This is a genomic window from Pseudomonas benzopyrenica (assembly GCF_036884265.1).
Taxonomy (GTDB): domain Bacteria; phylum Pseudomonadota; class Gammaproteobacteria; order Pseudomonadales; family Pseudomonadaceae; genus Chryseomonas; species Chryseomonas benzopyrenica.
Genome location: NZ_CP145723.1, coordinates 2908371 through 2930301, shown reverse-complemented (window position 1 = coordinate 2930301; position 21931 = coordinate 2908371). Strand labels below are relative to the sequence as shown.

The 21931-nt window shown below is 65.9% G+C and carries 17 protein-coding genes; 7 read left to right on the top strand and 10 right to left on the bottom strand.

Annotated features, from left to right (window positions below; all coding sequences use genetic code 11):
• Positions 1 to 17: 17 nt before the first annotated feature.
• Both uraD and puuE read right to left on the bottom strand, forming a co-directional pair.
• Entirely contained in the window at positions 18 to 530 is a 513-nt protein-coding gene (gene uraD, locus V6W80_RS13840) for a 2-oxo-4-hydroxy-4-carboxy-5-ureidoimidazoline decarboxylase (protein ID WP_184287197.1), read from the bottom strand.
• Positions 527 to 1435: an allantoinase PuuE gene (gene puuE, locus V6W80_RS13835; RefSeq protein WP_184287200.1), complete on the bottom strand. Its 909-nt coding sequence runs from the start codon at positions 1433 to 1435 to the stop codon at positions 527 to 529. Before puuE ends, uraD begins: the two co-directional genes overlap by 4 nt.
• A 214-nt stretch (positions 1436 to 1649) precedes the next feature.
• On the opposite strand from puuE, the gene uraH reads away from it, so the two are divergent.
• The gene (gene uraH / locus V6W80_RS13830) at positions 1650 to 2021 is read left to right on the top strand and encodes a hydroxyisourate hydrolase (RefSeq protein ID WP_257705780.1); all 372 of its coding nucleotides are present in this window, start codon (positions 1650 to 1652) and stop codon (positions 2019 to 2021) included.
• 69 nt (positions 2022 to 2090) lie between these two features.
• Here the strand turns inward: uraH and V6W80_RS13825 are convergent, their stop codons facing one another.
• The gene (locus tag V6W80_RS13825) at positions 2091 to 3137 is read right to left on the bottom strand and encodes an SGNH/GDSL hydrolase family protein (RefSeq protein WP_184287206.1); all 1047 of its coding nucleotides are present in this window, start codon (positions 3135 to 3137) and stop codon (positions 2091 to 2093) included.
• 178 nt (positions 3138 to 3315) lie between these two features.
• Positions 3316 to 3639 carry an ArsR/SmtB family transcription factor gene (locus V6W80_RS13820; RefSeq protein ID WP_017641441.1) on the bottom strand — a complete coding sequence of 108 codons (324 nt, stop codon included), beginning with the start codon at positions 3637 to 3639 and terminating at the stop codon, positions 3316 to 3318.
• A gap of 92 nt (positions 3640 to 3731) precedes the next feature.
• Here V6W80_RS13820 and V6W80_RS13815 point away from each other — a divergent pair, with 92 nt between their 5' ends.
• A complete protein-coding gene (locus tag V6W80_RS13815; protein WP_064309006.1) occupies positions 3732 to 4829 on the top strand; it encodes an NADH:flavin oxidoreductase/NADH oxidase in 1098 nt (365 codons plus the stop codon).
• Between the two features lie 155 nt (positions 4830 to 4984).
• On the opposite strand, the gene guaD is transcribed toward V6W80_RS13815, so the two are convergent.
• From guaD to xdhA, 4 genes are read right to left on the bottom strand one after another with little or no spacing between them, the layout of a single operon-like run.
• Positions 4985 to 6289 (bottom strand): guanine deaminase, encoded by a 1305-nt coding sequence (gene guaD / locus V6W80_RS13810; protein ID WP_184287212.1) that lies wholly within the window; start codon positions 6287 to 6289, stop codon positions 4985 to 4987.
• A gap of 20 nt (positions 6290 to 6309) precedes the next feature.
• Complete coding sequence (gene xdhC / locus V6W80_RS13805) at positions 6310 to 7134, bottom strand: xanthine dehydrogenase accessory protein XdhC (RefSeq protein WP_338544557.1); 825 nt, start codon at positions 7132 to 7134, stop codon at positions 6310 to 6312.
• Positions 7131 to 9530 carry a xanthine dehydrogenase molybdopterin binding subunit gene (gene xdhB, locus V6W80_RS13800; RefSeq protein WP_338544556.1) on the bottom strand — a complete coding sequence of 800 codons (2400 nt, stop codon included), beginning with the start codon at positions 9528 to 9530 and terminating at the stop codon, positions 7131 to 7133. Before xdhB ends, xdhC begins: the two co-directional genes overlap by 4 nt.
• Entirely contained in the window at positions 9523 to 10962 is a 1440-nt protein-coding gene (gene xdhA / locus V6W80_RS13795; RefSeq protein ID WP_338544555.1) for a xanthine dehydrogenase small subunit, read from the bottom strand. Before xdhA ends, xdhB begins: the two co-directional genes overlap by 8 nt.
• A 314-nt stretch (positions 10963 to 11276) precedes the next feature.
• Here xdhA and V6W80_RS13790 point away from each other — a divergent pair, with 314 nt between their 5' ends.
• The gene (locus V6W80_RS13790) at positions 11277 to 13844 is read left to right on the top strand and encodes a bifunctional diguanylate cyclase/phosphodiesterase (protein WP_338544554.1); all 2568 of its coding nucleotides are present in this window, start codon (positions 11277 to 11279) and stop codon (positions 13842 to 13844) included.
• Here the strand turns inward: V6W80_RS13790 and V6W80_RS13785 are convergent.
• Together V6W80_RS13785 and V6W80_RS13780 are read right to left on the bottom strand one after the other, a co-directional pair.
• Positions 13841 to 14473 carry a LysE family translocator gene (locus V6W80_RS13785; RefSeq protein ID WP_338544553.1) on the bottom strand — a complete coding sequence of 211 codons (633 nt, stop codon included), beginning with the start codon at positions 14471 to 14473 and terminating at the stop codon, positions 13841 to 13843. The two genes, V6W80_RS13790 and V6W80_RS13785, sit on opposite strands and share 4 nt — an antisense overlap.
• 181 nt (positions 14474 to 14654) lie before the next feature.
• Entirely contained in the window at positions 14655 to 16106 is a 1452-nt protein-coding gene (locus tag V6W80_RS13780; RefSeq protein ID WP_338544552.1) for an efflux transporter outer membrane subunit, read from the bottom strand.
• A 98-nt stretch (positions 16107 to 16204) separates the two neighbouring features.
• Between V6W80_RS13780 and V6W80_RS13775 the strand changes: the two genes are divergently transcribed.
• The 4 genes from V6W80_RS13775 to V6W80_RS13760 all read left to right on the top strand — a co-directional run bounded on the left by V6W80_RS13775 (position 16205) and on the right by V6W80_RS13760 (position 21924).
• A complete protein-coding gene (locus V6W80_RS13775; RefSeq protein WP_017641432.1) occupies positions 16205 to 16822 on the top strand; it encodes a TetR/AcrR family transcriptional regulator in 618 nt (205 codons plus the stop codon).
• A gap of 76 nt (positions 16823 to 16898) precedes the next feature.
• Positions 16899 to 18014 (top strand): efflux RND transporter periplasmic adaptor subunit, encoded by a 1116-nt coding sequence (locus V6W80_RS13770; RefSeq protein WP_338544551.1) that lies wholly within the window; start codon positions 16899 to 16901, stop codon positions 18012 to 18014.
• On the top strand, positions 18011 to 21079 hold the full coding sequence (locus tag V6W80_RS13765; RefSeq protein WP_338544550.1) for an efflux RND transporter permease subunit: 3069 nt from the start codon (positions 18011 to 18013) through the stop codon (positions 21077 to 21079). Before V6W80_RS13770 ends, V6W80_RS13765 begins: the two co-directional genes overlap by 4 nt.
• A 38-nt stretch (positions 21080 to 21117) precedes the next feature.
• Positions 21118 to 21924 (top strand): oxidoreductase, encoded by an 807-nt coding sequence (locus tag V6W80_RS13760; RefSeq protein WP_338544549.1) that lies wholly within the window; start codon positions 21118 to 21120, stop codon positions 21922 to 21924.
• Positions 21925 to 21931: the final 7 nt, after the last annotated feature.

Sequence of the window (21931 nt, the reverse complement as noted above, 5' to 3'; positions counted from 1 at the left end):
CTCTTGTCGGGAAAGGGTCAGAGGGTCTGCAGGCGGAAGAGGGCGATGCGGTCGATCTCGGCCAGGGCGCGCTGGAATTCCTGCTCCGGGGTGTTGGGCAGGCGCTCCTCGAAGGCCGCAAGGATCAGGTGACGGTTGCTGCCCTTCACCGCCATGATGAAGGGGAAGCCGAACTTGGCGCGGTAGGCCTCGTTGTGGCGGGTGAAGCGGGCCAGCTCGTCCGGGGTGCATTGATCAAGGCCAGCACCGGCCTGTTCGCCACTGCTGGCGGCGGTCAGCTCGCCGGCCAGAGCGGCGCGACCGGCAAGGTCGGGGTGCGCCTGGATCAGCGCCAGCTGCTCGGCTTGGCTGGCCCGGGCGACCTGCGCGGCGAGACGCTGATGCAGGGCGTCGACGCTATCCGGCAGCGGCTGGCCCTCGTCGAAGGCACGCTCGGCGACCCAGGCGGAGTGCTCGTAGATGCCGCCGAAGGCCGCCACGAAGGCGGCGCGATCCAGCTGGCTGGGTGTGACGGTCTGGAAGGCGCTCATGCCGGCGGATGCTCCCGGTGCCAGTGGCGAGCGATGTCCACCCGGCGGGCGAACCAGACCCGTTCGTGGCTCTGGGCGTACTCCAGGAAGCGCTTCAGGCCCACCAGGCGACCGGGGCGGCCGATCAAGCGGCAGTGCAGGCCGATGGAGAGCATCTTGGGCGCGGTGGCACCTTCTGCGTAGAGGGTGTCGAAAGCGTCCTTGAGGTATTGGAAGAATTGCTCGGCGGTGTGGAAGCCCTGGACCTGGGTGAATCTCATGTCGTTGGTGTCCAGGGTGTAGGGGATCACCAGGTGCGGCTTGCCGGTCGGGTTGTTGGGTTCCCAGTAGGGCAGGTCGTCGTCGTAGGTGTCGCTGTCATAGAGAAAGCCGCCTTCCTCCATCACCAGGCGCCGAGTGTTGGGCCCAGTACGCCCGGTGTACCAGCCCAGCGGGCGTTCACCGGTCAGCTCGGTGAGGATCTCGATGGCGCGCTGTAGATGGGCGCGCTCCTCGGCTTCGTCCAGGTACTGGTAGTCGATCCAGCGATAGCCGTGGCTGCAGATCTCATGGCCGGCCTGGACCATGGCGCGGATGACCTCGGGGTGGCGTTCGGCGGCCATGGCCACGGCAAAGACGGTCAGCGGCACCTGGTGTTTGGCGAACAGCTCCAGGATGCGCCAGACGCCGGCGCGGCTGCCGTATTCGTAGAGGGACTCCATCGACATGTTGCGCACCCCCTGCAGGGGCTGGGCGGCGACCATCTCGGACAGGAAGGCCTCGGATTCCTTGTCGCCGTGCAGGATGTTGCGTTCGCCGCCTTCTTCGTAGTTCAGCACGAAGGACAGGGCGATGCGGGCATCACCCGGCCAGCGGGGGTGGGGCGGCTGAGCGCCATAGCCGATCAGATCGCGGGGATAGGTCATGGAAGGGGCATCCTGGCAGTCGAGATGTTTTGTATACAATGTTTGGAGACCTTTGCCGAGTCCCAGCAAGAATCCTGCCTAACTGGTCTGACCGGTCTGAAGACTTTCTCGCGCTGGAGGGCAGCGGTCCCGTGGATCGGGCTGGGGCTGGGCTGTATACAATCGGCAGGTGAAAAGCTGCTAGGCTGGCGCACCCCTCTGCAGGAGCTTTCCCATGTCCACTCCATCCGCTGGCGGTTACCTGACGACCCATGTGCTGGACACCACCGGTGGCCGCCCAGGTGCGGATATCGCTGTCCGGCTGTACCGGCTGGAGGGGGCGGCGCGGCAGGCGCTGGGTGAGATGCGGACCAATGCCGATGGTCGCAGCGACACGCCGCTGTTGCAGGGCGAGCATTTCACGGCGGGGGTCTACGAACTGGAGTTCGACGTGGGCGATTACTACCGGCGGCGCGACGTGGCGCTGGAGGAACCGGCCTTTCTCGATACCGTGGTCTTGCGCTTCGGCCTCGCCGACGAGAGGGCGCATTACCATGTGCCATTGTTGGTCTCGCCCTATAGCTATTCGACCTATCGCGGCAGCTAGGTGAGATTGCGCCGCCGCGGTGCGCTTTCGCCCGGGCCGGCACCAGGGTAGGGCGCGGGTCCAGCGGCGTTAGTGGATGGTCGGTTCGGTGTTCGATCGCGCGGTAGCGAGCAGCGGTCGATCCGGTACGGCACTGCCGGGCCAGGTCTGGGCGATGCGTTCCAGCACCACCTGGGCCAGCATGCTGTGGGTCCGACTGGCGAAATGACCACGGGCGCCAAAGATGTAGGCCTGATCGGCGCCCGGTTCGACGTAGCTGTCCGGATCGCAGAACTCGCGACCGGGCAGGCAGGCATCACCTTCGGCATGGGTGAAGCCGTAGTTGCCGTAGTGGGCGAAGACCTCTTCCATCACCCGATAGGCATCCACCAGCAGCAGACGATCACTGGCTGGCAAGTTGGCCTGCAGGGTGTCGTTATAGAGGCGCACCAGCTCGTGGTTACGCTCGGCCAGGGCGGGTGTCCAGGGTTCGAGATAGGGCGCCTTGCCATAGTCGGTGTTGTTGAGCACCACCAGGCGCTGGGCACCCAGACTCAGCAAATGGCGCAGCAGCTTGACCTCGTTCAGGGCCGTATGGCGGATCCGCGCCTCGACCTGCTCGCGGATCGCCGGGGGCAGGGGGGCGTCGGCCATCAGCGCGGCCTTGAGCGTCTTGTCATAGAAGGGCCCGATGATGTCGTTGCCGCCGATCTGCACCAGGACCAGGTCCTGCTGGCGGAAGCGGCCATGCTGCATCTCGAAATTGCGGATCTGTTGGGAAAAGGCCAGCGGCGCTTCGTTGTGATCGAAGCCCGGCTCGGTGAAGCTCCCGGTCACGGCGCCGCCCTCGGCGTAGCAAAGACCATCGGGATCGCTCGGTCCCTCCTGGCCATAGCCTTCCACCTGCCGATTGGGGCCCAGCTCGATACCGTAGGCGTCGGCGATTTCCTGAGGATAGGTACGCCCTGGATTGGTGGCATAGATATGGCCGAAGGTGCCGCAGTCCATCAGGCTGTCGCCAAAGGCGATCACCCGCTGGATACCGCGCGCCTCGGCGATGGGCTCAGGACTGGGTACGAGGGCGAGCAGCGCGGCGACACCTGCGAGTGCGGTCGCCAATCCCCAGTGCTTGCCCATCCTCTACCTCCCGGCAGCGTCCAGCGCCTGTGCTGCCCATAGCTATTCTTTTGCAACCTTCATACCGGGAAGAGCGAAGAACGTCGCTCAGAGTTCCCGGCGCCCGGACCAGCCGAGACGGCAGGCGACGACCAGCACGACGCCGGGCAGCGCCTGGTGGTGCTGCACGCCCACTGAGCTAGTCGGGCTTTGCCACGGGATCGGAGGATTGCGCCAGGATGGCTGCCATCAGACCGGGGAAACGCTGATCCAGGTCTTCACGGCGCAACTGGTTCATGTGCGTGGTGCCCGCGTTGCGGGTATGCACCAGCCCGGCGTCACGCAGGACGCGAAAGTGATGCGACATGCTGGACTTGGGGCGGCCACCGTCGAGTTCGCCACAGGTGGCCTCGGTGACCCGCGCCAGATAACGGACGATATCCAGACGCACCGGATCGCTGAGCGCATGGAATAGACGCTCGAGGGAGAATTCGTCAGGACTGGGATGTTTGAAAGGGCGCATGAGCCAATCATACACCGGGGGTTGGCGATTATGTTATGTTCGATTAATATCGAAATAACGAACCAATATCTGTCCTATGGGAGACCGCTCAGATGTCCGCATTGTTCCAACCCTTCACCCTCAAGGACGTGACGCTGCGCAACCGCATCGCCATCCCGCCCATGTGCCAGTACAGCGCCGTCGATGGCGTCATCAATGACTGGCATCAGGTGCACTATGCCGGCCTGGCCCGTGGTGGTGCTGGCCTGGTCGTCGTCGAGGCCACGGCGGTCTCGCCGGAAGGCCGCATCACCCCCGGCTGCGCCGGTATCTGGTCGGACGCCCAGGCTCAGGCCTTCGTGCCGGTGGTCCAGGCGATCAAGGCCGCCGGTTCGGTGCCGGGTATCCAGATCGCCCATGCCGGCCGCAAGGCCAGTGCCAATCGTCCCTGGGAAGGCGACGACCACATTGCCGCCGACGACGCCCGTGGCTGGGACACCATCGCCCCGTCCGCGGTGGCCTTTGGTGCCAACCTGCCCAAGGTGCCCAAGGCCATGACCCTGGACGACATCGCCCGTGTCCGTCAGGACTTCGTCGATGCCGCCAAGCGTGCCTACGAAGCCGGCTTCGAGTGGCTGGAGCTGCACTTCGCCCACGGCTACCTGGCGCAGAGCTTCTTCTCGGTGCACTCCAACCAGCGTGACGACCAGTACGGTGGCGACCTCGCCGGCCGCAGTCGCTTCCTGCTGGAAACCCTGGCCGAGGTACGTAAGGTCTGGCCGGAGCACCTGCCGCTGACCGCCCGTTTCGGCGTGATCGAATACGACGGCCGCGACGAAGAGACCCTGGCCGAATCCATCGAGCTGGCCCAGGGCTTCAAGCGCGAAGGCCTGGACCTGCTGAGCGTCAGCATCGGTTTCTCCACCCCGACCGCCAACATCCCCTGGGGCTCGGGTCTGCTGGCGCCCATCACCGAGCAGGTACGCAAGGCCACCGGCCTGAAGGTCGCCTCGGCCTGGAACATCGATACCCCGGTTTTGGCCAACCAGGTAGTGGCCGACGGGCAATTGGATCTGGTGATGGTAGGCCGCGCTCACCTGGCCGATCCGCACTGGCCCTACTATGCAGCCAAGGCCCTGGGCGTCGATCAGCCGTCCTGGGTGCTGCCGGCGCCCTACGCCCACTGGCTGGAGCGCTATCGCACCAGTTGAGTCGGCCTAGGCTGAAACGCGAAAGCCGCCCCTTGGGGCGGCTTTTTTGTACGTATGGGATGGGGGTGGGTTTTGTTGGGCTTCGTTGCGCTCAGCCCAACCTACGGTGATGGGTAGGTTGGGTGAGGTGGCTCCATCGCCGAAGCCCAACAGGTTCAGGCGTCGCGACTGTGTACCAGGCGACCCGCGGCATGGGTCTCGCGCACTACGCGGTCGTCGCCCAGGGTGGTGAGGACGAAGAGGGTTTCTTCCAGGCTCTTGGCCTGCTGCAGGCGGAAGTCCAGCAGCGGGGTGGCCTTGAGGTCGAGCACCACGAAGTCGGCGTCGTGGCCGGGGGCCAGGCTGCCGATGCGCTCGTCCAGGCGCAGGGCGCGGGCGCCGCCGAGGGTGGCCAGGTACAGCGACTTGAAGGGGTGCAGGCGATGGCCGCGCAGTTGCTGCACCTTGTAGGCCTCGCCCAGGGTCTGCAGCAGCGAGAAGCTGGTGCCGGCGCCGACGTCGGTACCCAGGCCGACATTGACCTTGAAGGCTTCCATCCGCTCGAGGTCGAACAGGCCGCTGCCGAGGAAGAGGTTGGAGGTAGGGCAGTGGGCCACGGCCGAGCCGGTCTCGTGCAGGCGCTGGCATTCGGCATCGCAGAGGTGGATGCCATGGGCGAACACCGAGCGCGGGCCGAGCAGCTGGAAGTGGTCGTAGACATCCAGATAGTTGGCGCGCTCCGGGAACAGTGCCTTCACCCAGTCGATCTCCTTGAGGTTCTCGGAGAGGTGGGTGTGCAGGTAGACGTCCGGGTGCTCGGCCAACAGGCGCCCGGCCGCTTCCAATTGCTCGGGGGTGCTGGTCGGCGCGAAGCGCGGGGTGACCGCGTAATGCAGGCGACCCTTGCCGTGCCAGCGCTGGATCAGGGCCTTGCTGTCGGTATAGGCGGACGCGGCCGTGTCCTGCAGATAGTCAGGGGCATTACGATCCATCAGCACCTTGCCGGCGATCATGCGCAGATCGAGGCGCTCGGCGACCTCGAAGAAGGCATCCACCGACTGCGGATGGACACTGCCGAACACCAGGGCGGTGGTGGTGCCATTGCGCAGCAGCTCCCCGACGAAAACCTGGGCCACCTCGGCGGCTTTGGCCGGATCGGCGAAGGCACCCTCGGTGGGGAAGGTGTAGGTGTCCAGCCAGTCCAGCAGCTGCTCGGCGTAGCTGGCGATCATGCCGGTCTGCGGATAGTGGATATGAGTGTCGATGAAGCCGGGGGTGATCAGGGCGTGGGGGTGTTCGATCACCGGGGTGCCGGTGGGTAGGGTGGGCAGCAGTTCGGCGGCCGGCCCCATGGCCTGGATGCGACCGTCCTCGACCAGCAGCAGGCCGTCGGCGTGGTATTCGTAGGAGGCGTCCAGCCCCACCTCGGCCGGGTCGGCAAGGCTGTGGAGCAGGGCGGCGCGATGGGCGATGGCGGTCATAGGGTTCTCTGATTGCAAAGCTAACTTGGGCTGGCGGTGACCAGGCGCAGCGGCAGATCCGCCTGCTCGGCTTGGCGACCGTAGTGGGCGATGACCTCGCCGGCCACCGCGATGGCGATCTCCAGCGGCAGCTTGCCCTGGACCTCGGGCAGGCCCAGGGGGCAGCGCACCGTGGCCAAGCGGTCGGCACCGTGGCCACGCGCCGCGAGACGGTGGCGGAACTTGGCCCACTTGGTCCGGGAGCCGATCAACCCGAAGTAGCCATGGTCGCCGCGGGCGAGGATGGCGTCGGTCAACTCCAGGTCCAGGGGGTGATTATGGGTCATGACGATGTAGTAGGCACCCGCCGGCATGCGGGCGATCTCGTCGACCGGCTCTTCGGTGACGATCCTTGCGACGCCAGCGGGCAGCGGATCGGGAAATTCCTGGGGCCGCGAATCGACCCAGCGCACCGCGCAGGGCAAACCGGCCAGCAGCGGCACCAGGGCGCGGGCGACATGGCCGGCGCCGAAGACGATCACCGGCAGATCCTGGACCAGTTGAGGCTCGAACAGCAGGGTGGTGACGCCGCCACAGCACTGGCCGAGGCTGGCGGCCAGGGAGAAACGCTCCAGGCGCGGCTGGCGGGTACCGGCGGCGAGCATTTCCCGGGCGATCTCCACCGCGCGGTATTCCAGGTGGCCGCCACCGATGGTCAGGTGCTGCTCTTCGCGGCCCACCAGCATCTTGGTCCCGGCGTCGCGAGGGGTGGAACCCTGCTCGTCGGCCACGGTGATCAGCACGCAGGGTTCGCCGCGCGCCTCGAAGTCGGCCAGCAGGGCTAGCCAGCCGCGTTTGCTGTTCATGCGGATTCCTCCGTGACAGGAAGCGGGGCGGCCTGGGCTTCGGCGGCCAGGCGGCGCATGCGCTCCACGCCCCAGAGTACCCGTTCCGGGGTGGCGGGGGCGTCCAGCGCCGGGTGGAAACGGTAGTCGGCCACGCTGGCCACGGCGTCCTGCAGGGCGCACCACACCGAGATGCCGAGCATGAAGGGCGGTTCGCCCACGGCCTTGGAGTGGAACACCGTGGCCTCGGGATTCTGTCTATTCTCCACCAGGCGCACGCGCAGAACCGGAGGTACGTCGCTCACCGCCGGGATCTTGTAGGTGGAAGGGCCGGCGGTGAGCAGCTTGCCGGCGTCGCTCCACACCAGTTCTTCCATGGTCAGCCAGCCCAGGCCCTGGACGAAACCGCCTTCCACCTGGCCGATGTCGATGGCCGGATTCAGGGAGGCGCCGACGTCGTGGAGGATATCGGTGCGCAGCAGCCGGTATTCACCGGTGAGGGTGTCGATCACCACCTCGGAGCAGGCGGCGCCGAACGCGTAGTAGTAGAAGGGCCGGCCACGGGCCTGGTCGCGGTCGTAGTGGATCTTGGGCGTGCGGTAGTAGCCAGTACTGGAAAGCGATACCTGGCCGACGTAGGCCAGCTGGATCAGCTCCTCGAAGCTCAATAGCCGCTCGCGGACCCTGACGTGGCCGTTGCGGAAGTCGACCTCTTCGGAGCCGACGTGGAAGTGGCGGCTGGCGAAGTCGATCAGCCGGTCCTTGATGGTCTGGGCGGCGTTCTGCGCGGCCTTGCCGTTGAGGTCGGTACCGCTGGAGGCCGCGGTGGGCGAGGTGTTGGGCACCTTGTCGGTATTGGTGGCGGTGATCTGGATGCGGGCCATGTCGACCTGGAAGACCTCGGCCACCACCTGGGCGACCTTGGTGTTGAGCCCCTGGCCCATCTCGGTGCCGCCGTGGTTCAGGTGGATGCTGCCGTCGGTGTAGACATTGACCAGGGCGCCGCCCTGGTTGAGGAAGGAGGAGGTGAAGGAAATGCCGAATTTCACCGGGGTCAGCGCCAGGCCCTTCTTCAGTACCGGACTGTTCCGGTTGAAGTCACGGATGGCCTCGCGGCGGGCCTGGTAGTCGCTGCTGGCCGCCAGGTCCGTGGTCGTCTCGTCAAGCAGGTTGTCTTCCACCACCTGGTGATAGTGGGTGAGGTTGCGCGTCTCCTTGCCATAGTAGTTGCGCCGCCGCACCTCCAGCGGATCGAGACCGCGATGGCGGGCGATGGCGTCCATGACGTTCTCGATGGCCAGCATGCCCTGGGGGCCGCCGAAACCGCGGTAGGCGGTGTTGGAGGCCAAATGGGTCTTGCAGCGGTGGCCGGTGATCTGGGCGTTGCCGAGGAAGTAGGCGTTGTCGGCATGGAACATGGCGCGGTCGATGATGGCGTTGGACAGGTCCGGTGAGTAGCCGCAGTTGCCCGCCAGCTCGAAGCGGATGCCTAGCAGTCGGCCATCGTCGTCGAAGCCGACGTCGTACTCGACGTGGAAGGGATGGCGCTTGCCGGTCATGTGCATGTCTTCGAAGCGCGGCAGGCGCATCTTCACCGGGCGCCCGGTGAGATGGGCGAACACCGCGCAGAGCGCCGCCGGCATCCCGGCCTGGCTTTCCTTGCCGCCGAAGCCGCCGCCCATGCGTCTCATGTCGACGGTGACCTTGTTCATGGCGACGCCCAGCACCTCGGCCACCTGCTTCTGCACCTCGGTAGGATTCTGGGTGGAGGAATAGACCAGCATGCCGCCGTCTTCGGTGGGCATCACCGAGGCCACCTGGGTTTCCAGGTAGAAGTGCTCCTGGCCGCCAATGGCCAGTTCGCCCTGCAGACGGTGGGGCGCGGCGGCCAGGGCGGCGGCCGCGTCACCGATCCGGTGGCTGTGGCTGGGCGAGATGAAGTGCTCGCGCCTGAGCGCTTCCTTGACGTCGAGGATGGCCTCCAGCGGCTCGTATTTGACGATAGCAGCCTGGGCGGCGCGGCGGGCGGCGTCCAGGCTGGTGGCGGCCACCGCGAGTACCGGCTGGCCCAGATACTGGACCTCGCCATCGGCCAGCAGCGGATCCCCCGGCAGCACGGCGCCAATGTCGAGCTGGCCGGGTACGTCGGCGGCGGTGATGGCCAGGGCCACACCGGGGATCTGGTAGCAGGGTAAGAGATCGATGTGCGTGATACGCGCATGGGCGTGCTCGCTCATCCGCGCATAGACGTGCAGCTGATTGGGAAATTCCAGGCGGTCGTCGATGTAGAGGGCTTCGCCGCTGACATGCTTGTCGGCGCTCTCGTGCTTGAGCGGCTTGCCGACGCCGGTGGCCAGGCCGGCAGCAAAGGCAGCGGCCATTTCCTCCGGGGTGCGGGCGGGCAGGGTGCTAGACATGGGCGGTGACCCTCGTGGCGAGCGCGGGCTGGGTGGTCTCCAGATGACATTTGCGCAGCAGATTCTGCGCCGTCAGTAGGCGGTACTCGCGACTGGCGCGGAAATCCGACAGCGGGGCGAAATCCTCGGCCAGGGCCTGGACGGCGCGCTCGATAGATGCGGCGTTCCAAGGCTGGCCGAGCAGCGCCTGTTCGCAGCGGGCGGCGCGTCTAGGCGTGGCCGCCATGCCGCCATAGGCGATGCGCACGCTGGCGACGCGGTCCTGCTCCAGTTTCAGGGCGAAGGCGGCGCAGACCGCAGAGATGTCGTCGTCCAGGCGCTTGGACACCTTGAAGGCACGGAACACCAGGCCCTCGCGTGACCGCGGTACCCGTACCGCTTGGATGAATTCGCCCGGCTCCAGAGCGGTCTGGCGATAGTCGAGGAAGAAATCGTCCAGGGCCAGTTCGCGCAGGCGTTCGCCCTGGCGCAGCAGCACGTTGGCCCCGAGCGCCAGGAGCAGGGGTGGGCTGTCACCGATGGGCGAGGCATTGCCGATGTTGCCGCCGAGGGTGCCCTGGTTGCGGATCTGCAAAGAGGCGAAACGCTGCAGCAGCGCACCGAAATCCGGGTAGTCGGCGGCCAGGGCGGCGGCGCAGTCGGCCAGCGGGGTGGCGGCGCCGATCTCGATACATTCCTCGCTGACGGTCACGCCATGCAGCTCGGCCAGGTTGCCCAGGTAGATGAGGGTCTCCAGGCGGCGATGCTGCTGAGTGACTTCCAGGGCCAAGTCGGTACCGCCGGCCAGCAGGCGCGCCGCGGGCTGCGCCTGGTAGAGGCTGGCCAGTTCGTTCAGTGTGGTGGGGCTGTGGCAGCGCCGGTTGGCGCCTTCCAGGCGTGTGTGCGGCGCCGGCGCCAGGGCCTTGAGGCGCTCCAGGGTCTGCTGCTCCCGGGCATCGAACTGGTCCGGCTGGCGCTGGGTGCAGGCCTGTTCGGCGGCGGCCAGGATTGGCCGGTAGCCGGTGCAGCGGCAGAGATTGCCGGCCAGGGCCTCGTGGGTGGCAGCGTTATCGGGCGCGGCGACGTTCTTTTGCAAAGCGAACAGCGACATGACGAAGCCCGGCGTGCAGTAGCCACACTGGGAGCCATGGCAGTCGACCATGGCCTGCTGCACACTGTGCAGGCGGCGCTGATGCTTGAGGTCCTCCACACTGATCAGTTGCCGGCCATCCAGCGCCGCGACGAAGGTCAGGCAACTGTTGACCGTGCGATAGCGCAGCCGCTCGCCGTCGGGCTCGGCCAGCACCACGGTGCAGGCGCCACAGTCGCCCGAGGCGCAGCCTTCCTTGGTGCCGGTCTTGCCGCAGTGCTCGCGCAGGTACTGCAGCACGGTAAGGTTGGGATCGAGCTGCTCTTCGACGCGCAGCTCCTGGTCCAGCAGAAACCTGATCACGGCCGCTCTCCACCTGCTCTCGAATGCCTTGATGGTGGGTAAAGCTGACCGATAGGTCAACATTTGCCCGGGCAAGTGGCCTACCTCTGTCGTTTTTGGGCAAGAGGCCTGGGCAAGGCTGCTCCGTCTTGGCGCGCCCAGCGCTCCTTTGCCCGCGGATGGTGCAAAACCAGCCGCTCTAACCCGTGTTTCTGCGGAATATCCATTCGGACGCTTCAAGGCGCTCAGGCCGGTGCCGATATATAGGCAGACGATTACGGCCTGGTCGCCTGTCGTCAGCACCCTCGTACAACCCGTTGCAACAGGTCGCTACCGTGCCTACCCAACTTAACCGTGTCGCCCGTCAGGCTTCCCTTGGTTTCTTCGCCTTGGTCACCCTCATCTTTACCCTGGCCGGGTGGATGCTGTTCGACCTGTGCGCGCGCATTGACGAGCAGCAACGCCACCACAGCGAGGCGGACGCCCAGCGCGCGTTAGAAACGCGGCTGGACAGGCTTGGCCGGGTCTTGACTGACTATTCGTTCTGGATGGAAGCCTATGCACGGACCAGCAAGAAGGTCGACGTGAATTGGGCCTATGAGGAAGACAACGTCGGACCCTCCCTTTACAGCGACTATGGCGTGAATGGCGCCTTCATCCTGGCGCCCAACGGCGTCACGCGCTACGCCGTGGTCGGCGGCGGACGCAGCAAGATGCAGCTGGATACCTGGCTGGGTGACGACCAGGCGACCCTGCTGGCCCAGGCCAGGGAGCGTTCGCTCAAGGATGGCCACGCCCAGGGCTATTTCCTGATCGAGGGCAAGCCGGCCAGCGTAATGGTCGCGGTCATCCGCCCGGATGCCACCTACCAGGACTTCAAGCGGCTTTCCTACATGGTGTTCGTCGATATCCTCACGCCGGACAAGCTCGCCCAGCTCGGCCAGCTCTTCGACCTGCATGGGCTGACCGCGCAGCCCGGGGCGCTGCCCGCCCTGGCGGAGCGTCCCACGCTGGTGGTGAGGTCCGACCCGGGTATCGCGGTGACCTTTCACTGGCTGGTGCATGGCATGGGGCAGCGCCTGCTGGCGCAGTTCCTGCCATTGCTGGCGACGATGTGTGGTCTGGCCTTGCTGCTGGTCTGGTACCTGCGTCGGCGGATCGCGCTGGCGGCGCGGCAGACGGATGTGGCCGAAGATGCCCTGAGGCATAGCGAGCAGCGCTTCCGCACCGTGTCCGAGGCGTCGTCCGACTGGATTTGGGAGAGCGACGCCGAGCAGCGGCTGGCCTATCTTTCGGAGCGTTTCGTGGCCGTCACCGGCTTCAGCCGGGAAGCCTGGCTGGGTCGCCCGTTGCACGAGCTGCTCGGCTATCCGCCGAGCCAGGTCGAGGAGGTAGCCAGGACACCGCTGGCGGCCGGACGCAGTCGCCGTCCGCTGCCTTGCGAGATGCGCGACGCCCAGGCCAAGCTCAGGTACTGCCAGCTCTCGGCTCAGCCCATCATCAGCGGTGGCCTGCTGGCCGGCTTTCGCGGCACCGTGTGCGATGTGACCGAGGAGATCGAGGCCAAGGCGCGCATCGAACACATCAGCCAGCACGATGCCCTCACCGGACTGGCCAACCGTCACCAGTTGCACCGCTACCTGGCGCAGCGCTTCGCCGAGGGCGTCAGTGCCAGTCAGCCGCTGCACCTGTTGGCCCTGGACCTGGACCGCTTCAAGCCGGTCAACGATTCCCTCGGCCATGGCGCCGGCGATCAGGTGCTCTGTCAGGTCGCCCGAGAGCTGCGCGCCAGCGTGCGCGAGGGCGATCTGGTGGCCCGTATCGGCGGCGATGAATTCGTCATCGCGGTGAATGGCTGCCTGAGCGCAGAGCAGGTGAGCCTGCTCTGCAACCGGATGTTGGAGGGCATCGGCCGGACCATGCGCATCGACGAGCACGACATCAACATCGGTGCGAGCGTCGGCATCGCCCAGGCACCCCAGGATGGCCACAGTGCCGAGGATCTGCTGCGCTATGCCGACATCGCCCTGTACGAAGCCAAGGCGGCGGGGCGTAACACCCTGAGATTCTATGAGCCCACCATGAACCAGCGCATCCTCGCGCGGCGTCAGCTGGAGACCGAGTTGCGCCTGGGATTGCAGCGGCTGGAGTTCGAGCTGGATTTCCAGCCGCGTTTCGACGCCAGCAGCCAGCGCCTGCTGGGCGCCGAAGCCCTGGTGCGCTGGAATCATCCCATCCGTGGCCGCCTGGCGCCTGCCGAGTTCATCGGGGTGGCGGAGGAGACCGGGCTGATCCTGGGCCTGAGCGACTGGGTGTTGCAGGAGGCTTGCAGCCAGGCGATGGACTGGTCGCCGGAGTTGATCGTGTCCATCAACCTGTCACCGCTGGAGTTCCAGCGCGACGATCTGGTCGCCCGGATCCACAAGGTGCTCGAGCGCACCGGCATCGACCCGGCACGGGTCGAGCTGGAGCTGACCGAGAACGTCTTGCTGGATGACGCGGCGGGTGCCCTGGAGTTGATGAAGAAACTCAAGGCGCTGGGCGTGCGGCTGTCGATGGACGACTTCGGCACCGGCTATTCCTCGCTGAGCTATCTGCGCACCTATCCCTTCGACTGCCTGAAGATCGACCGCAGCTTCGTCTCCAACATCGAGGTGAGCGAGAGCAACGCGGCCATCGTCGAGGCCATCGTCAGCATGGGACGGGCACTGTCGCTGACGGTGGTGGCCGAGGGGATCGAGACCGCCGGCCAGCTGGCGCGCATCGCCGATCTCAAGTGCGACCAGGCCCAGGGCTTCCATCTGCAGCGGCCGCTGTCCCAGGCCCGTTTCGCGGCCTTGCGGGAGCAGTCACAGCCGCGGGAAGCGTCGAACGACGCCAGTCGGACCCCGGTCACGTACTAGGCGCCAGGGGACCCCAGGGCCGCTCCCAGCAACAGCGGTGAGAACACCAGAAAGAGCGCGCCAGCCGCCCGCTGCAGCCGGGCGAGGGCGGTATCCGAGGTCAGGCGGGCACTCAGGACTGTCGCCGCCCAGGCGTAGCTGCAATGGATGATGAAGCTCATCAGGCAGAAAGTCGCCACCAGCAGCACCAGCTGCGGCAACACCGGGCGATCCACCTGGATGAAGGGTGGAAACAGCGCCAGGAAGAAGAGGATCAGCTTGGGGTTGGTGAGGGACACCAGCAAGCCCTGCAGGAGGTGTCTGCCACCGCAGACCGAAGGCCGAGTGGCGGCAGGCTGCCGGCCTTGGGTCGCGGGACTGCGCAGACGCCGCAGCCCCAGCCAACCCAGGTAGAGCGCGCCGACCAGCTGCAACCCCTGCAGGGTCCTTGGCGAGCTGCTCACCAGGGCGCCGAGCGCGGTGCTGGCCAGGATGGCCACCAGCAGTATGCCCAGCACCACCCTGAGGATGCCCGGCAGGGCGCCGCGCAGCCGCAGCTGCAGCGCATTGGTGATCGTGAGCAGTACGCCCGGGCCGGGGCTGGCGATGGTGAGGCCGCACAGCAGGAGGTAGAGGGCGAAGTGTTGCATTGACGTGTCTTAACCTGCTGGCATGGGACGACCGGAATGGCTGTCTACCTAGGGAGCTGACCGGTGCCGGCCATGGGTATCCAGTATGGCCGGCCGGCTTGCAGGGGTCGCGATGCAGAATCCCGGCTTTTGTACCGGACAGCCGCTCGGGCTGGCCAGGTGCAGCAGGTGCCGTCTTCTTCTATCTTAGGCTCAGGGCGGCGGGGGAAGCGGATTGCCAGCCTCCGCCCAACGCCTTGAAGGTGCTTATTGCCGCCTGTGCGGCTGCCGTTTGCGCCTGGGCACGCGCATCGGCCGTGCGTAGCAGGCGTTCATCGGCCTGCAGAACATCGACCAGGGGCAGCACGCCCTTCTGGTAGGCGAGGGCGGCGGCCTGGCGGGCTTGGCTGAGCGAGGCCTCGCCCGCCGTCAGCAGAGTGACCTGGTCTTCGCGCTTCAACTGGCCGGTCAGGGCATCTTCCACGTCTTCGGTGGCGCGCAATGCCGCCAGCCGATAGGCCGCCAGCGATTCTGCGCGCTGTCCCTCGGCCGCCTGGATCTGCGCATCGATCCGGCCGAAGTCGAACAGCCGCCAGCGTACGCCCAGGGCAACGAGCGCCTGATTGGCGTCGTGGCTGAAGAGATTGCCACTGGAAATCGTGGTGGCGCTGCCGAGCAGAGCGCTCAGGGAGATCTTGGGATAGTACTCGGCCATTGCGGCGCCGATCCGGGCATTGGCGGCGGCCAGGCGGCGCTCGGCCGCGATCAGGTCCGGACGTCGACGGAGCAGGTCGGCGGGCGTGCCTGCCGTTTCGAGGCGGGGGGCGTCGGGAATGGACGCGGCGCCAGCCAGTTGGGTACGCCAGGTGCCAGGTGGCGCCGCCAGCATCACGTCCAGTGCATTCATGGCCCGCTCCAGCGAGAACTCCAGGCCGGGTATCGAGGCCTGGACCTCGGCCAAGCCTCCTTCGGCCTGGCGTAGCTCTCGGTCGGTCGCCAGGTCCTTGCCGTTCAGTAGCCTGACCATCGACAGCAAGCCCTGCTGGGTGTCCACCTGATGGCGAGCGATCGCCAGGCGTGTCTGCAGTCCGCGGATGTCGACATAGAGATCGGCGGTCTGGGCAGCCACGGCAAGGCGCACGGCACGGGCACCCGCCACGCTGGCCTGGTAGTCGGCCTGGGCGGCTTCACTACTTCGGCGCAGACCGCCAAACACATCAAGCTCCCAGCTTGAGTCAAGATTGGCCTCATAGGAAGAACCGCTCCTGGCGTAGCCGGGCGCTGAATCGAGCACCCGTCCAAGCGGTGTTTCCAGCGACTGATAGGCACGACCGGCTTGGCCACCAAGATCGCCTGCCGGCAATAGCGCGGCATCGGCTGCCCTAAGGCCAGCGCGAGCCTGGGTAATGCGTGCGCTGGCTTGCGCCAGATCGAGATTCTGCGCGAGGGCCTGGTTTACCAGGCGGCTCAGGAGCGGATCGTTGAAACGGTCCCACCAGCCAGCCAGCGCCTGATCGGCCAGGGGCGCTGGCATCGGCTCCCGCTGGAAGTTTGCTGGAAGCGCAACTTCAGGGGCGCGGTAGTCAGGCCCCACCGTACAGCCGCTCGCCAGGGTGGCGCTGGCGAGCAGAATAATCTGGAGTCTGGAACGCATGGGCTTTTATCCTGAGCAACGCCTGAACGGTTTTGGTGACTAAAGTGTATATTGGTCACCTTCCGCATCATTTTGCAACTGCCGGAACACCCAACCTCATGACTACCGAATCCGTTTCTCCTGGCCAAGCTCGTGGACCGGCCGAGCACGACGTTCGCCACCAGATCATGGTGGCAGCGAAAGACCACTTCAGCCACTACGGCTACGAGAAAACCACGGTGTCCGAACTCGCCCGGAGCATCGGGTTTTCCAAGGCCTACATTTACAAGTTCTTCGATTCGAAGCAGGCGATTGGCGAGGCCATCTGTGCGGATTGCCTGAGCGGAATCGAGGCAGAGGCCAGGGCCGCGGTGGCCTCGGCTACCCAAGCCCCCGAAAAGTTGAGAAGGCTTTTTCAGAGCCTTCCGGCGGCAACCCTGCGGCTGTTTTCAGACGATCGAAAGCTTTACGAAATCGCCATTTCTGCGGCGTCGGGCCGCTGGCCGGCCACGATCAGCTACGAAGCGCGGATGCAGGAGCTCCTCAAGGAGATCCTGGTGCAGGGCCGCGGGGAAGGACAGTTCGAGCGCAAGACGCCGATCGACGACGTGACGATGGCGACCTATCTCGTGTTGCGACCCTATCTGAATCCGCTGATGCTCCAGCACAGCTTCGAGCATTTCGATGTCGCTCTTACCCAGCTGTCCAACCTGGTGCTGCGTAGCCTCTCGCCCTAAATTGTTTAGTGACTATTGACTAAAATGGTCACTAGTATCAAATTGCGCGCTCTGCTGGCATCCTCTCGGAGCTTCCATGTTCGCGCGCCGTCTGCTTTCCACCGCTGTGGGGGCTACCGTCCTTTCGCTGTCCCTTGGCGGTTGCAACGCCCCTTCCCAGGGCGATCCCCGCACGCAGGCGCCTTTGGTGCGAGCTGCGGTGGCGGAGCCCGCCGAGAGCGCTGGTCGTACCTTTACCGGTATCGTCGCCGCGCGGATCCAGAGCGATCTGGGCTTCCGCGTGACAGGCAAGGTCGCCGAACGGCTGGTGGACATCGGTGAAACCGTCAAGCGCGGGCAGCCGCTGCTGAAGCTTGATCCCATCGATCTGCAACTGGCCCTGCAGGCGCAGCGCGAGATCGTGGCCGCTGCCCAGGCGCGGGCCCGCCAGGCGGCGGACGATGAGGCGCGCTACCGGGATCTACGGGGCACGGGGGCGGTCTCGGTCTCCGGCTACGATCAGATCAAGGCTGCGGCGGATACGGCCAGGGCCCAGCTCAAGGCTGCCGAAGCCCAGGCGGAAGTCGCCCTCAACGCCAGCCGTTATACCGTCCTGGTGGCCGATGCGGATGGCACCGTGGTCGATACCCTGGCCGAGCCCGGGCAGGTCGTAGCCGCTGGACAGAGCGTGGTGCGCCTGGCTCGTGCGGGCGCCCGGGAGGTCGTCGTCCAGCTGCCGGAGACCTTGCGTCCGACGCTTGGCTCCCTGGCCCAAGCCAGCCGTCTGGGCGCTACGGAACAGCCGGGACCGGCACGGCTGCGGCAGTTATCCGATAGCACCGACCGCGAGACGCGTACCTTCGAGGCGCGCTATGTGCTCGAAGGGACGCTGGCCAGTGCGCCCCTGGGCACCACCGTGAGACTGCGTATTCCGGAAGAGTCCGTGCCGCGGGCGAATGCCTTGCAGGTGCCGTTGGGCGCCCTGTACGACGCGGGCAAAGGCGCGGGGGTCTGGCGTATCCAGGGCTCGCCCGAGCAGGTCGCCTGGGTACCCGTGCAGATTCGTCAGGTATCGGATGACACTGCCTTGGTGGAGGGGCCGCTGCAGCGGGGTGACCGGATCGTAGCCCTCGGCGTTCATCTGCTCCACGAAGGCCAGACGATCCGCTTGGCCACAGCTGCCAACAGTGCCCTGGAAGGTAAGCAGCCGTGAGCGACAGCCGATTCAATCTGTCGGCGCTGGCCGTCCGCGAGCGCTCCATCACCCTGTTCCTGATCCTGCTGATCTCGGTCGGCGGGGTGCTGTCGTTCTTCAAGCTGGGCCGGGCGGAAGATCCGGCCTTCACGGTCAAGGTCATGACCATCATCACGGCCTGGCCGGGTGCCACGGCGCAGGAGATGCAGGATCAGGTGGCCGAGAAGCTGGAGAAGCGCTTGCAGGAATTGCGCTGGTACGACCGCTCGGAAACCTATACCCGTCCGGGGTTGGCCTTTACCACCTTGACGCTGCTCGACAGCACGCCGCCGGCCGAGGTACCGGAGGAATTCTACCAGGCGCGCAAGAAGATCAGTGACGAAGCCAAGACCTTGCCCGCCGGGGTGATCGGGCCAATGGTCAACGATGAATACGCCGACGTCACCTTCGCGCTCTTCGCACTCAAGGCCCGGGGCGAGCCGCAACGGCTGCTGGCACGCGAGGCGGAAACGCTGCGCCAGCGTCTGCTGCATGTACCGGGGGTCAAGAAGGTCAATATCCTGGGTGAGCAGACCGAACGCATCTATGTGGAGTTTTCTCATGATCGCCTGGCGACCCTGGGCGTGGCACCGCAGGACATCTTCGCCGCGCTCAATGCCCAGAATGTCCTGACGCCCGCGGGCTCCATCGAAACCCGGGCCCCCGAGGTCTTCGTCCGTCTGGATGGCGCCTTCGAGCAGCTCGATGCCATCCGCGACACCCCGGTGAGCGTCAAGGGCCGCACCTTCAAACTGGCCGACGTCGCGACGGTGACGCGTGGCTATGAGGACCCCGCCACCTTCGTCATCCGCAGCGGTGGCGAGCCGGCGCTGCTGCTGGGCATCGTCATGCGCGACGGCTGGAATGGCCTGGATCTCGGCAAGTCACTCGAAAGCGAAGTCGGCGCCATAAACGCTGAGATGCCTTTGGGCATGAGCCTGACCAAGGTGACCGATCAGGCGGTCAACATCGCCTCGTCGGTCGATGAGTTCATGGTCAAGTTCTTTGTCGCCCTGCTGGTGGTCATGGTGGTGTGCTTCGTCAGCATGGGCTGGCGGGTGGGCATCGTCGTGGCCGCTGCGGTACCCCTGACGCTGGCCGCTGTCTTCCTGATTATGGCCGCCACCGGCAAGAATTTCGATCGCATTACCCTGGGCTCGCTGATCCTGGCCCTGGGGCTCCTGGTGGACGATGCCATCATCGCCATCGAGATGATGGTGGTGAAGATGGAGGAGGGCTATAGCCGGATCAAGGCGTCGGCCTATGCCTGGAGCCACACCGCCGCCCCCATGCTGGCCGGCACCCTGGTAACGGCCGTGGGCTTCATGCCCAATGGCTTCGCTCAGTCTGCGGCGGGTGAATACACCAGCAACATGTTCTGGATCGTCGGCATCGCGCTGGTCACCTCCTGGGTCGTGGCGGTGGTCTTCACGCCCTACCTGGGCGTCAAGCTGCTGCCGGAAACCAAGACCGTCGAGGGTGGCCACACCGCGCTTTACGACACGCCGCGCTACCACCGCTTCCGCCGCGTTCTCGGCCAGGTGATTGCGCGCAAGTGGCTGGTCGCGCTGCTGGTGATCGGCCTGTTCGTGGCCGCCATCCTGGGCATGGCTGTCGTCAAGAAGCAGTTCTTTCCCATCTCCGATCGCCCCGAGGTGATGGTGGAGGTGCAGATGCCCTATGGCACCTCGATCAGCGAGACCGAACGGGCGACCGCCAAGGTCGAGGCCTGGCTCGCCCAGCAGGACGATGCCCGAATCGTGACCTCGTACATCGGGCAGGGCGCACCGCGCTTCTTCCTGGCGATGAGCCCGGAACTGCCGGATCCGTCCTTCGCCAAGATCATCATCCGCACCGACAACCCGGAGGCACGCGAATCGCTCAAGTTGCGCCTGCGCGAGGCAATTGCCGCTGGGCTTGCGCCCGAAGCACGACTGCGGGTCACTCAGCTGGTGTTTGGGCCCTATTCACCGTTCCCGGTCGCCTACCGGGTCAGCGGCCCTGATCCGCAGGTGCTGCGTCGGGTGGCAGGGGAGGTGGAGCAGGTGATGCGTGCAAGTCCGCTGATGCGCACCGTCAACACCGACTGGGGCACCCGTACGCCGGTGCTGCGCTTCAGGTTGCAGCAGGATCGCCTGCAGGCCATGGGCCTGAGCTCCAGCGCCGTCGCGCAGCAGCTGCAATTCCTGCTCAGCGGCGTGCCGGTTACGGCGGTGCGCGAAGACATCCGTACCGTCCAGGTGGTGGCGCGCGCGGCGGGCGATGTTCGCCTCGATCCGGCGCGGTTGGGCGATCTCACCCTGGTCGGCGCCCAGGGCCAGCGCATTCCGCTGTCGCAGGTCGGCGACCTGGAGGTGCAGCTGGAAGAGCCCCTCATGCGGCGACGCGATCGGGTGCCGACGATCACCGTGCGCGGCGATATCGCCGAAGAGCTGCAACCGCCGGACGTTTCCACCGCCGTGCTCCAGCAGCTGCAGCCGATCATCCAGCGTTTGCCGGCGGGCTATCGGATCGTACAGGCGGGCGCCATCGAGGAGTCGGGCAAGGCGATGGCGGCGATGCTGCCGATCTTCCCGCTGATGATCGCCTTGACGCTGCTCATCATCATCCTGCAGGTGCGTTCCATGGCCGCGATGATCATGGTCTTCATGACCAGCCCTTTGGGGCTGATCGGGGTGGTACCGACCCTGATCCTGTTTCAGCAACCCTTCGGCATCAATGCCCTGGTCGGGCTGATCGCGCTGTCGGGCATCCTGATGCGCAACACCCTGATCCTGATCGGCCAGATCCACCAGAACGAACAGGACGGCCTGCCGCCCTTCCAGGCGGTGGTCGAGGCGACCGTGCAGCGCGCAAGACCGGTGATCCTCACGGCGCTGGCGGCGGTGCTGGCCTTCATCCCCCTTACCCATTCGGTGTTCTGGGGCACCCTGGCCTATACCCTCATCGGCGGCACCCTCGCGGGTACCGTGCTTACCCTGGTGTTCCTGCCGGCGATGTATGCCATCTGGTTCAGGATCAAGCCATCTCCTGAGCACGGCTGATCACTTCCGTCCCCTTCATTCCACTCAAAGGCACCGACATGTCGAAAGCAGAAGTTGTCCTCATCACCGGGGTGTCGTCTGGCATCGGACGCGCTACCGCCATCCGATTGGCAGCGCGCGGGTGCCGGGTGTTCGGAACGGTTCGTAACCAGCAAGCCGCCCAGGCCATCCCGGGTGTGGAACTCGTCGAAATGGACGTCCGCGATGAAGACTCGGTACGGCGCGGCACCGCCGCCATCATCGCGCGGGCCGGACGGATCGATGTCCTTATCAACAGTGCCGGGGGGACATTGCTCGGCGCGCTGGAAGAGACGTCGATCGGCGAAGCCCGGAGCCTGTTCGACACCAACGTCTTCGGCCTCCTGCGTACGATCCAGGCGGTGCTGCCGCACATGCGTGCGCAAGGCGCCGGCCGCATCGTCAATGTCAGCTCCGTGCTGGGCTTCCTGCCGGCGCCGTACATGGCGCTCTATGCGGCCTCCAAGCATGCGGTGGAAGGGCTCTCCGAAACGCTGGACCACGAGGTTCGCCAGTTCGGGATTCGCGTGGCCCTGGTCGAGCCCTCGTTTACCCGGACGAACCTGGATCTCAACGCGCCCCAGACCGCCGTCAAGATCCCGGAGTACCAACAACAGTTTGAATTGATCGCCCACGCCATCCAAAAGAATGTGCAGAAGGCACCCGATCCCGATGGTGTAGCCGGCACGATCGTCGATGCCGCGCTGGGCGCTTGGAAGATGCGGAACACCCCCAAAGGAGAGGCAACGCTCCTGTCCAGGCTGCGTCGCTTCATGCCAGCCGGTCCCGTCGAGAAGGGCTTGCGAAAGACCTTCGGGCTGGCCTGACCGGATA

Bases quoted from the DNA above. Each gene is read 5' to 3' on its own strand.
- uraH (WP_257705780.1), top strand. From the start codon at position 1,650: ATGTCCACTCCATCCGCTGGCGGTTACCTGACGACCCATGTGCTGGAC.
- uraD (WP_184287197.1), bottom strand. From the start codon at position 530: ATGAGCGCCTTCCAGACCGTCACACCCAGCCAGCTGGATCGCGCCGCC.
- guaD (WP_184287212.1), bottom strand. From the start codon at position 6,289: ATGACCGCCATCGCCCATCGCGCCGCCCTGCTCCACAGCCTTGCCGAC.
- puuE (WP_184287200.1), bottom strand. From the start codon at position 1,435: ATGACCTATCCCCGCGATCTGATCGGCTATGGCGCTCAGCCGCCCCAC.
- V6W80_RS13820 (WP_017641441.1), bottom strand. From the start codon at position 3,639: ATGCGCCCTTTCAAACATCCCAGTCCTGACGAATTCTCCCTCGAGCGT.
- V6W80_RS13770 (WP_338544551.1), top strand. From the start codon at position 16,899: ATGTTCGCGCGCCGTCTGCTTTCCACCGCTGTGGGGGCTACCGTCCTT.
- V6W80_RS13815 (WP_064309006.1), top strand. From the start codon at position 3,732: ATGTCCGCATTGTTCCAACCCTTCACCCTCAAGGACGTGACGCTGCGC.
- V6W80_RS13780 (WP_338544552.1), bottom strand. From the start codon at position 16,106: ATGCGTTCCAGACTCCAGATTATTCTGCTCGCCAGCGCCACCCTGGCG.
- V6W80_RS13760 (WP_338544549.1), top strand. From the start codon at position 21,118: ATGTCGAAAGCAGAAGTTGTCCTCATCACCGGGGTGTCGTCTGGCATC.
- V6W80_RS13775 (WP_017641432.1), top strand. From the start codon at position 16,205: ATGACTACCGAATCCGTTTCTCCTGGCCAAGCTCGTGGACCGGCCGAG.
- xdhB (WP_338544556.1), bottom strand. From the start codon at position 9,530: ATGTCTAGCACCCTGCCCGCCCGCACCCCGGAGGAAATGGCCGCTGCC.
- V6W80_RS13785 (WP_338544553.1), bottom strand. From the start codon at position 14,473: ATGCAACACTTCGCCCTCTACCTCCTGCTGTGCGGCCTCACCATCGCC.
- xdhC (WP_338544557.1), bottom strand. From the start codon at position 7,134: ATGAACAGCAAACGCGGCTGGCTAGCCCTGCTGGCCGACTTCGAGGCG.
- V6W80_RS13825 (WP_184287206.1), bottom strand. From the start codon at position 3,137: ATGGGCAAGCACTGGGGATTGGCGACCGCACTCGCAGGTGTCGCCGCG.